The following is a 10334-nucleotide window of genomic DNA, read 5'->3' as shown; positions in this document are numbered from 1 at the left end:
GCAGAGAAGAGCGTAAAGTGCGCCAATGGGAAAGGAAAAAGGACGGAGGAAAATCTTATATGAAAGGGATTGCGGGAAAACGAAGCGATTCCAGAATCGGCAGAAATGACCCCTGCCCGGGCGGCAGTGGAAAAAAATACAAAAGATGCTGCGGGCTGTCTAGTTGAATGGGTGATAAACCTTGCCATTGGCGCTGATTAGTCCGGGGCCAAAGAACGTAGGCTGCTACAGTCAGCCTCTCCCATATGTCTTTTATCCTCAAGCGGCGCGGACAGCCGGATGTTTCCATATATGCGTGACCCGGATTCTTAATTTGACATCCGGCTTAAAAAATGGCCGCTTGATTAACTTAATTATATAGGGAAACAACCTGTTATAATAAAGTTAGTCAGGCTATGTTTTTATTAAAAAACAGATGAGGGATACGGGATGAAAAAAGAAACAATCAAAATATCCGGCATGAGTTGTGCGGCATGCGCCGCAAGGATAGAAAAAGGATTAAAGCAAATTGAAGGGGTAGAGTCGTCAAACGTCAATTTTGCAATGGAACAGGCAACTGTCGAGTATGATGACAGCATGGTTCAGCGGAAACAGTTTGACGATTTGATCCAAAAGTTAGGCTATAAAGTTGTCCCCGAAGCACCCGGCGGCAGCGAGGCGGTCCTAAAAATTTCCGGCATGTCCTGCGCAGCCTGCGCAACACGGATCGAGAAAAAGCTGAATTCCATGGACGGAATCCAAAAAGCCGGTGTAAACCTCGCTACCGAGAAAGCGAATATTGCCTTCCAGCCGGGCCGGGTCAAGGTCGAAGAAATGATCAGCGCCATTCAAACCCTAGGATATAACGCCGAAAATATTGAGGAAGTCGATAACGCCCGGCAGATAGAGCAAAAAGATACAGAAATCAGAGCACTGCGGTTATTGCTGCTGACCTCCGCTTTTTTAAGCTCCCCACTGCTTTTGGCTATGATTTTAGACGTATTTAAAGTTCATCTTCCCGTGCTTGCTTTCCTTCACAACGAGTATTTTCAGTTGTCAATCGCGACACCTGTACAATTTGTTATCGGCGCGCGTTTTTACAAGCAGTCTTATTACGCCCTGCGATCAGGAAGCGCAAATATGGACGTGCTGATTGCCATGGGAACGTCGGCAGCCTACTTTTTCAGCCTGTACAACGTCTTTTTTGAATCTGTCCCGGCGGGGATGATGAAAAACCTGTATTTTGAGGCTTCAGCCATCCTAATTACCCTTATCCTGCTGGGCAAGTACCTCGAGGCTTTGGCCAAGGGAAGAACGTCCGAGGCAATTAAAAAACTGGCCCGGCTGCAGGCTAAAACTGCCCGGGTGGTCAGGCACGGCAGCGAGGAAGATATTCCTATTGAAGAGGTCCAGCTGGGAGATATCATAGTTGTGCGGCCGGGCGAAAAGGTTCCCGTTGACGGAAAAATAAGTCTGGGAAATTCTTCTTTGGATGAATCCATGCTTACCGGTGAGAGCCTGCCCGTCGATAAAAAGGCGGGCGACCTGGTTTACGGAGCTACGATTAATAAATACGGCACATTCAAGATGGAGGCAACCCGTGTAGGAAAAGACACAGCCCTGGCTCAGATCATCAAAATGGTGGAAGAAGCTCAGGGATCCAAGGCGCCTATACAGCAAATAGCCGATCATGTGGCCGGGATATTTGTACCGGCGGTCCTGGTTATTGCCGTCATTACCTTTTTCACCTGGTACCTGCTCGGCGCCGGAATCAATAAATCACTGATCAGCGCAGTGGCTGTGCTGGTAATCGCCTGTCCCTGCGCCCTTGGTCTGGCCACTCCCACCGCTATAATGGTCGGAACGGGCAAAGGAGCCGAAAACGGGATTTTAATAAAAGGCGGCGAACATCTGGAAATGGCCTACAAGATCAATACTGTAGTTCTTGATAAAACAGGAACCATCACCAATGGAAAACCTGAAGTAACGGATATCATAGAACTGGGAGAATTAAATAAAAACCTGCTTTTGCGCTTAGCCGCCCGGGCTGAGAAAGCTTCCGAACACCCCCTCGGGGTGTCTGTCTATGAAAAAGGCAAACAGGAGTATGGTCCCCTGGAAAATTCAGAAAGTTTTGAGGCGATACCGGGAAAAGGAGTCAAGGCGATAATTGATGCGCAGGAAATATATGTGGGAACCAGAAAACTTATGGTTGAGAACGGAACAGCCATTGGTCCGTATGAGGAGTCGATTAGTAGCCTGGAGGAACAGGGCAAGACCGCTATGCTGATGACCATAAACGGGAAACTGGAGGCTATAATTGCAGTAGCCGACACAGTCAAGGAAAGCTCCCGGGAGGCTATCACGGAACTGCAGAAGATGGGCATAGAAGTATACATGATAACAGGTGACAACCGGCGCACGGCAAACGCCATTGCCGGGCAGGTCAACATAAAGAATGTCCTGGCTGAAGTCCTGCCGGAAAACAAAGCGGAGGAAGTTGAAAAACTAAAAGCCGCCGGCAGAACTGTAGCCATGGTCGGGGACGGAATCAACGACGCCCCCGCCCTGGCAACCGCACATATCGGCATGGCGATGGGGACCGGCACGGATATAGCTATGGAGGCGGCGGACATCACCTTGATGAGGGGTGACCTCAGGACAATTCCCGCTTCCATCAGGCTGTCGCGGCAGACCATGAGAAAGATAAGGCAGAACATGTTTTGGGCGTTTATTTACAATATTATCGGCATACCCTTTGCCGCCCTAGGAATGTTGAACCCCATTATTGCCGGGGGCGCCATGGCTTTCAGCTCAGTTTCAGTGGTAACCAATTCCCTAAGCCTAAAAGGCTACAATCCCAATAAATAATCAAATCCCACACACATCGCAGACGCACACGTGCAGACACAAGACATAATGGAAGGGCCAGCCACTCAATAGCGAAGCGTAGGTTATACTATTGCAATACAGAGCTACAAGCTAAAAGAGGAGCTGACCTAGCGTGAAGTATACCACATTTGTAGGACTTGATGTACACAAAGACACTATCGCAGTAGCGGTTGCCAAGGAAGGACGTGAAGCAGCGGAATCCTTGGGGGTGATAATTAACAAACCGGAAACAATAGCCAAACTAGTATGAAGGTTGGGTCCGGCAAAGAACCTGTATTTTTGCTACGAAGCAGGCCCATGCGGTTACGGGATATATCGTCAGCTGATAGCAGCGGGAGCAACCTGCATGGTGGCGGCGCCATCACTAATCCCCAGAAAACCTGGTGAAAGGGTAAAAACCGACCGGCGTGATGCCAAGAAATTAGCACACCTATTACGTAGCAGTGAGTTAAATCCTGTCTGGGTACCGGATGCAAAGCAGGAAGCTTTGCGTGACCTGGTACGGGCTCGTGAAGACAGCCTAGGAGAGTGTTGCATAAACTCTGTTTATTTATAGATTTATATGCTCTATATGCTCATGACCAAATTTCAAATTTAAAGAATCATATACAGGTAAATAATGTTAAGAATATAGGTTGAGCCTTATAATATAGACCTCTTAATTCAACGCTTTTTCATCTCTTCTCTGTTTTGGCCCGTTCCGTAGGCTATGTCACACAAGACTGTATCCGGCTTTCGCTCTTCGGGCTGCTCGTCTACTAATGGAGCGGCCGCTTCAGAATCATGAATGTTGCCTGACGTGACTTCGATTTCGGTAATGAAGTTATTGTCGGTTTCTATGGCTGTATGTGTTTTGTACCCATCAAATTTTCGGGCACTGGATTTGCGGCCATGCCGCATCTTAAGGGTCGTTGGTTGAAATAATCCGGTCTTTGGCTACTCCCTGCTTAATTTTAACTGTTCCGTCTTTTTGACGTTCTATATCCTGAATGGCTACCGTAGCTAAAATGTCTCTTAATACCTGTTCTTTTTCGGTAAGTTTTAATTTGTCTGCTATCTCAACTATCTGCAAGGCATCCTGGCATAATTTATTAAGTAATTTATTGCGCTTTAGCGGGATCTTCCTAGTTGATTTATAGAAATACCCTTAAGCTAATTCCCAGCGCAAGTCGTAACGGGCACGTTTTTCTGCTTCCCGGCCGGAAACCTTATCGTAAAATTGCAGCAAAATCACTTTAATTAAACGGCTCGGTGGTATAGATGGCCGTCCGGAAAAAGAATATGCATCGGCAAACAGTTCGTCTTTAAATATCTCGTTTGCCTGGGACATACTGTAGTAAATGCTGTTTTCAGAGACTATGGGCTTTTGTTCCCACGTTTGCAAAGTATCGATATCTGTAAAACTGAGTTGGTTCTTTTTATGGCCCAGCATTTTAAATTACACCCTCAATATCTTTTAATATCTTTAATATTCGCCGGGATGCTGGGATATCCTGCCTTGTATTATGTTTTTTGCTAGATTTTTATGGATTTTGTGAGCCTGTTAAGGGTGTTTTGCAACACTCTCCTAGGGGTCAGGCTTGACTTTCTTTTTGTCATTAGGGAGGCCAACTGCTGGTGAGAAATTAGCTCTGATACAAACATATTGTTTAAGTATAAGAATTCGGAAAAGAAAGCCCTTATGAAAACGGGCTACGCCCGCAACCCAAATTAAATAATGCACTGTCCTTAAGATATTTTGTAGAATAATGTTGAAAGACATATCTCCAAGAATATCGCGAGGAGGCAGTGCATGGATAAATTATTACATAAATGATAAAACTGCGGGATTCCCACAAATAAAACCAGAACAATCACGATGCAAACATTTATATTTCTATTACGATCACGAAGATTACGGCTTTATAAGCATCCGCTTACAAACATGGGCGCCGTTTGAGGTTCAAATTGCGTTGAACGGCTTAAGAGTGGCTAAAACGTTTACTTGATAAATCCGGCAGCAAGTACGTCCTCAATGGGAATAAGTTCCTCGGCGTGGAGGATTATTCCGTGGCGCAAGACTTGTTGGACAGCCAACGTAGCGTAAGATGGATTGAAATGCTGTCAGGATTCATTCTGTGAAGTTTTTCCATCAATGACCCGGCTGTTTGGGAATGATCTAAGCTATACCTGGACTCTTTGGCAAAGCGAGTGGGCAAAAGACTATAAAAAATATGATAGTGCTCAGAAATCTACCTTGATGAATAGAGGTGCTCTGAGCATGAAAATGGAAATCACCGTCAGAATAAAGAATGCGGATGGCACAGAGGAAATCAGGCCGATCGTGGTAGACACGGAAATTCCCGAATTTAAGGAGTTCACAGGCCCTGATAACTTCAGGGAGGTATTCGACAAATACGAGAAGGCCGTATTAAAGATCAGGAACAAGGCGGCAGAATCGGCTACTGATGAATACCTTTCCGAGATGTCAAAAAAAAACTCGAGGCCAAAGTCGAAGGGCAATCAGGAGTAACGACAAGGGAAGAAAGCTTCGGATATAAAATAGAAGCAGAAATAGGGCGGCTGGATATTGGCGCCCATCGTGTGGAAAAAGGAAGCCGCACGGTATACAATACCAAAGTGTTCTTCCCCAAGACTGGGCCCAAAGAGGTGTATCGCACGGCATGTTACGACACCCTGGCATTGCAGTTAGCCACCCATGTGCCTTATCGCCAGGCTAAGGAAATCAAACTTCACCTCCGCTGGCAGGATGATGAAGATAAGGTGCGGTCGCGCACCCTGGCCGGCGCGGTTGTCAGGGAAGGGGCGGCAATTATCAACTATATCAATGGACGAGCACAACAGATTCTCACCCAAAACCATTTTGATCCCCAAACCGGGGAGCCGGAGGCTGACCATCCTCTCGCCAATATAGAGCGCTCCGAGATCCCCTCAATTTCAGCGGCTAAAGTAGGGAAAGTGATTGCTGAATACAATGAAGGATCATCCTTGATTGGTATCACCTGACCAAGAAATGCAAAGAGCGTTTGAGTATGGCTCTTAAAGATCGCGAGATTCTAAAATGAGGTGTTAAAAACGCTGTTTTCCTTGACTCAAGGCTCGGAAAAATAGACGCTACCGTTGAGTGCCTCAAACATCTTGGTGCTGACAAGGTACGAAACGCCAGTGAGATTAAAAAACTGATCGTCTATCTGGAAAAAAATCGGGACTATATTCCTTGCTATGCGCTGCGAAAGAAGCTAGGATTAAGGGTGTCGAGCAACCTGGGCGAGAAGGCGAACGATCTGGTGGTGGCGCAAAGGCAAAAGCATAACGGCATGAGCTGGTCAAGGTCGGGGTCGTCTGGATTAGCTAATGTCAGGGCGCTCTTTCTAAATAAAGAAGATGAAAGCTGGATAACCCGGAAAGAGCTTAATTTTAAACTGGTAAACCTGTCCCGCGACCCCGCCAGGCCATTGTCTAGAAAGAAGTGCGCCTGACCTATAAAAAGGTGTCGATATTAGCCCCAGTGGTCGGGGAGAGGGGTACTCTTTGCATTCGTTTAATCCACCCTTTTGGATCGGTGACCGTCAATTCACCGCTGATGACTTGGTCTTGATCAAGACAATTGTTGCGGAGTTTGGCGACTTAAGCCGCAAGGAACTGGCCGCGACGGTGTGTGAAAATCTGCCTTTTAAAAGCGCCCAACGGACGGTTGAAAGTCAACGGCTGCCGATTGTTGCTGGAAGAGATGAATGACGCCGGGCTGATTTTCCTGCCCCCGAAGAGAAAACAGGTTAAAAAAACTATCTGTAATACAAAGGTGGCGCCGCTTCCGGTTATCGGGATCAAATTCCCTTTAGCGCAGTTGCGTCCGATAACCGTAGACCCAGTATCCGGGGAAGAGGTAGCTCTTTAGGAACGCTACGATGAACTCCTACCACCCGTTGGGGATGGGGCAGCCCTTTGGGGCGCATCAGCGCTACTGGATCAAGAGCAAAGCGGAACGGATATTGGGGGCGCTGTTGTTTGCGGCGCCAGCCAAGGCGTTAGCTGCCAGGGACAACTGGATTGGCTGGACGCCGGATCAGCGGCGGCGATTTCTATACCGGATAGTGGGGAACAGCCGCTTTTTGCTCCTACCGGGGGTTCGGGCGCCGCATCTGGCGAGCCATGTCCTGGCGTTAGCCGTCCGGCGGTTACGAACGGATTGGATAGCGCGCTACGGATATGCCCCGGTTCTTCTTGAGACATATGTCATGCCGCCCCATGGTGGCACGTGTTATCAGGCGGCCAACTGGTGTCTAATAGGTGAGACGGCCAGTATTGGCAGGGGTTATCGAAAGGAAAAAGCATCTCAGAAGATGATTTTCGTCTACCCCTTGACGCGGGACTGGCGGCGTGAGCTTTGCGCCCCGGCCCCGATAATCAATGAAAATGATGCAATCTAATGTAGGGAGCGGTTATCCACGGTCCTATGGGAAATTATGGTACGCGCAAATGCACAGGTCGAAAATTTGTAACAAGTTATCACCAAAAAATGATTGTTGAAGCGGAAAAAACTAATAAATAAAACCTGTTCATTTTTAGGGAGGGAGATACCTGTTGGAAAATGGTGATAATAAAAAAGATAAAAAACAAAAAACGTTAATTGCATGGTGGATATAAATCTGTTATAATAGAGATATTCTGAATAGAGATATTCTGTTTGAAAAAGTTGATAAATTGGTGATTTTGGCATTTCAAAATCCAAAACTTCTTCGTTATAGAGACCAATTTGGCGTTAATCAAGGGATTGACGATTGAAATATCTCCACTATGTAATTAGTGTTTTAAAAACAAATCCTGTTGAGATTATCCCCCTCCCTTTGGAAGGAATTCGCCGCTTGGGCTGAGGACGACTTTCGTTCCATCAACGGACAGATTGAATACTTGCTTTCAGAATGTGTCAAACAGCGGAGGAAAAAAGATAAATAACTAATTTGTTGCTGATCTGTAAAAGTTACCATACTGGTTTTGTTTTATTTACCGATCCATGGACATTATCACACAACAGGGGGCCAGGTTTGCCTTGGAAGTTAAAAGGCAATAAAAAGGCAATAAGTCAAGCCTGACCCCTTATTGATGACCCCTTATTGACTTATTGCCAGCTCAGGCTTCGGTGAGATCGGGGACGGGTACGCTTTTGACTTTTCCCCTGCCGTCCAAAGAATTGACTCCGGCCAGACCGCTTTTGTCCACGCTTTCAATCTAGACAGGCGAGCCGTCAAGCAGCACGGTAATCGTTTCATCCGAACGCAATATCTGGCGTGCACGATTAATATTCATCACTAATCCTCCTCTTTTTTTAATTATTTTCTCCGAAAAAGGATTGTCTGAATCAGAAATTTTTTGTTAGTTTTATATTTGCTGCGTGATTTCAGGCAATCACTGATACAGGTATTGGCAGACACAAAATATTCCAATTTCTCATAGCATGTTGATAAATAAAGAATCCGGCACTGGATTATAGCATAAACAAGCAGTATACTTGTAAAAAGTGTGGTCGACTGAGGATGGCTATTAATAAGACAGAAAAAATGATCTGCAGCCCTTTCAGCAAGGGAATCTTCTGGGTTTTCATCAATCAGGAACTGAGGAGCGAGCCCTGGCTGATGGAAAGATCATGGGCAGTTGATTTCGATAATGTAAATGAGGATGGATGGGTAGTCGAGAGGGCAAAAGAGGTTATCCGTTTCAACCTGATGCTCTCCGATGGCCAGGAGGCCAGTTTGCGGTACGAGCAAAGAAGCGGGACGCTTTCTTATCTTCTGGATGCCGAACCGGTTCTAACCCAGGTTTCCCACCCGCAGACCAAGAGAAGTTGGCTTATTGTTAAAAAGAATCTACCCCGCCTGGGTGAAGTAAGAGTATTCGGTCTTGGCGAAAATACTCCTCCAATGAACAAAGCCGGGCAGACTGTTGTTATGTGGAACATGGCGCCTTTGATGTATAAAATGGGCACTACCCCGATGTACCAGTCTTACCCGGTTGTAATTTGCCAGTATGTTGACGGACCGGCCTTTGGCATTGTTTTTGACAACCCCTGTTACTCAGTGTTCAAGTTTTCCGCAGACGGCAAAAAAATTTCCTATTACGTACGCGACATGGAGCTGAACTACTTTATCCTTTTAGGCCCTACCCTCCCCGAAGTTATGGAGCAGTTGACTTCGCTGACCGGCAGGCTGGTACCGCTGCCGAAACGGTCTTTAGGGTATCAGCAGAGCCGCTGGAGCTACACTCCTTCCGCTCGCGTCCGCGAAATAGCGGCTTCTTTCAGGGACAGGGATATCCCCTGTGACGCTATTTACCTTGATATAGATCATATGGACCACTACAAGAACTTTACCTGGGGAGAGGGTTTTAAAGACTATCGTGAACTGATTAACGATCTGCATGCCGGGGGATTTAAAGTAATAACCATCGTCAATCCCGGCTTGAAGCTGGAACCCGGTTATAAACCATATGACAGCGGGTTAAGTAAGGGAGTTTTTTTAGTCGACAAAGACGGGGGATATGTTACAAAAGTCGTCTGGCCCGGTCCGAGTCTTTTCCCTGATTTCCTCGATCCGTCCGTGCAAAAGTGGTGGGGAGAGATGATTTCAGAATTTGTCAAACCCGGAGTGGACGGCATTTGGTGTGACATGAACGAGCCGGCTACCTTCGATTTGCGGTGCACACTTCCCTGTGATGCGGTTCAAAAACTCTCGGGGACAGAGAAACTTCCACATGAGAAAGTGCATAACCTGTACGGCATGCTGATGACTAAAGCGACTTACGAAGGGCTGCTGAAAAATACACGTCTGCCTTATGTTCTGACCAGATCCGCCTATTTGGGAGGACAGAGATATGCTGTGACCTGGACGGGCGATAATAACAGTAACTGGGAGCATTTAAGGGCCAGCGTCCCGATGATCTTAAACCTCGGGCTTTCCGGGCAGCCGGTTGCCGGTCCTGATATCGGAGGCTACTACGGGGAACCGACTCCCGAGCTGTATGAGCGCTGGATTCTCCAGGGCGCGTTATTCCCGTTTTCCAGGACGCATACCAGGAGAAATACGAAAGATCAGGAACCCCTGGTCGTTTGGCGAACAAGTTGAAAACAGCGCCCGCAAGGCCATAAAATTGCGTTACCAGATGCTGCCGTATTTTTACTCTCTTTTATACGGGACTACCCAAAACGGCCAGTTAATCATGAGACCGATTTTTTATCACACTCCGACCGAAAGTGCGCTCAATCCCGAATTTTACGAGACGGAATTTCTAATCGGGCCACATCTGCTCCTTGCTCCGCTGATGGATACTGCGCCGACCCGGATGTTCTACCTTCCCCTTATTACGTAAAGATTTACGTAATAAGGGTTATGTTAAGACTTCCGTTATGTAAAGATTTTCGGTGAAATCCTTGGAATAACGAAAGTCCCAACAAGATTTCTTTACATAAT

The 10334-nt window shown here is 46.8% G+C and carries 11 protein-coding genes and 1 pseudogene; 9 read left to right on the top strand and 3 right to left on the bottom strand.

Translation table 11 applies throughout. The features are described from left to right. From DEH07_00120 to DEH07_00110, 3 genes are all read left to right on the top strand, one after another. On the top strand, positions 1-167 hold a 167-nt coding region (locus DEH07_00120; GenBank protein ID HBY02968.1), incomplete at its 5' end, for a hypothetical protein. A gap of 262 nt (positions 168-429) precedes the next feature. Further along, the gene (locus DEH07_00115) at positions 430-2850 is read left to right on the top strand and encodes a heavy metal translocating P-type ATPase (GenBank protein ID HBY02967.1); all 2421 of its coding nucleotides are present in this window, start codon (positions 430-432) and stop codon (positions 2848-2850) included. A gap of 274 nt (positions 2851-3124) precedes the next feature. Continuing rightward, the gene (locus DEH07_00110) at positions 3125-3427 is read left to right on the top strand and encodes a hypothetical protein (protein ID HBY02966.1); all 303 of its coding nucleotides are present in this window, start codon (positions 3125-3127) and stop codon (positions 3425-3427) included. 107 nt (positions 3428-3534) lie between these two features. On the opposite strand, the gene DEH07_00105 is transcribed toward DEH07_00110, so the two are convergent. Both DEH07_00105 and DEH07_00100 read right to left on the bottom strand, forming a co-directional pair. Then, a complete protein-coding gene (locus tag DEH07_00105; protein ID HBY02965.1) occupies positions 3535-3771 on the bottom strand; it encodes a hypothetical protein in 237 nt (78 codons plus the stop codon). Positions 3772-4018: 247 nt separating this feature from the next. After that, positions 4019-4303, bottom strand: coding sequence for a hypothetical protein (locus DEH07_00100; protein HBY02964.1), 285 nt, complete (start codon positions 4301-4303; stop codon positions 4019-4021). Between the two features lie 702 nt (positions 4304-5005). On the opposite strand from DEH07_00100, the gene DEH07_00095 reads away from it, so the two are divergent. From DEH07_00095 to DEH07_00080, 4 genes and pseudogenes are all read left to right on the top strand, one after another. Further along, positions 5006-5383 carry a hypothetical protein gene (locus DEH07_00095; protein HBY02963.1) on the top strand — a complete coding sequence of 126 codons (378 nt, stop codon included), beginning with the start codon at positions 5006-5008 and terminating at the stop codon, positions 5381-5383. 170 nt (positions 5384-5553) lie between these two features. Continuing rightward, positions 5554-5877 carry a hypothetical protein gene (locus tag DEH07_00090; protein HBY02962.1) on the top strand — a complete coding sequence of 108 codons (324 nt, stop codon included), beginning with the start codon at positions 5554-5556 and terminating at the stop codon, positions 5875-5877. Positions 5878-6122: 245 nt separating this feature from the next. Beyond that, entirely contained in the window at positions 6123-6350 is a 228-nt protein-coding gene (locus DEH07_00085; protein HBY02961.1) for a hypothetical protein, read from the top strand. A gap of 52 nt (positions 6351-6402) precedes the next feature. Then, a pseudogene (locus DEH07_00080) lies at positions 6403-7301 on the top strand (hypothetical protein). A gap of 799 nt (positions 7302-8100) precedes the next feature. Here the strand turns inward: DEH07_00080 and DEH07_00075 are convergent. Continuing rightward, on the bottom strand, positions 8101-8181 hold the full coding sequence (locus DEH07_00075; GenBank protein ID HBY02960.1) for a hypothetical protein: 81 nt from the start codon (positions 8179-8181) through the stop codon (positions 8101-8103). Between the two features lie 224 nt (positions 8182-8405). Here DEH07_00075 and DEH07_00070 point away from each other — a divergent pair, with 224 nt between their 5' ends. Together DEH07_00070 and DEH07_00065 are read left to right on the top strand one after the other, a co-directional pair. Next, positions 8406-9989, top strand: coding sequence for a hypothetical protein (locus DEH07_00070; protein ID HBY02959.1), 1584 nt, complete (start codon positions 8406-8408; stop codon positions 9987-9989). Continuing rightward, positions 9886-10233: a hypothetical protein gene (locus DEH07_00065; GenBank protein ID HBY02958.1), complete on the top strand. Its 348-nt coding sequence runs from the start codon at positions 9886-9888 to the stop codon at positions 10231-10233. The genes DEH07_00070 and DEH07_00065 overlap by 104 nt, the downstream gene beginning before the upstream one ends. Positions 10234-10334 lie beyond the last annotated feature (101 nt).

The sequence above is a fragment of the Desulfotomaculum sp. genome, from assembly GCA_003513005.1.
GTDB lineage: Bacteria > Bacillota > Desulfotomaculia > Desulfotomaculales > Nap2-2B > 46-80.
This window is presented reverse-complemented; position numbering and strand designations above follow the sequence as displayed.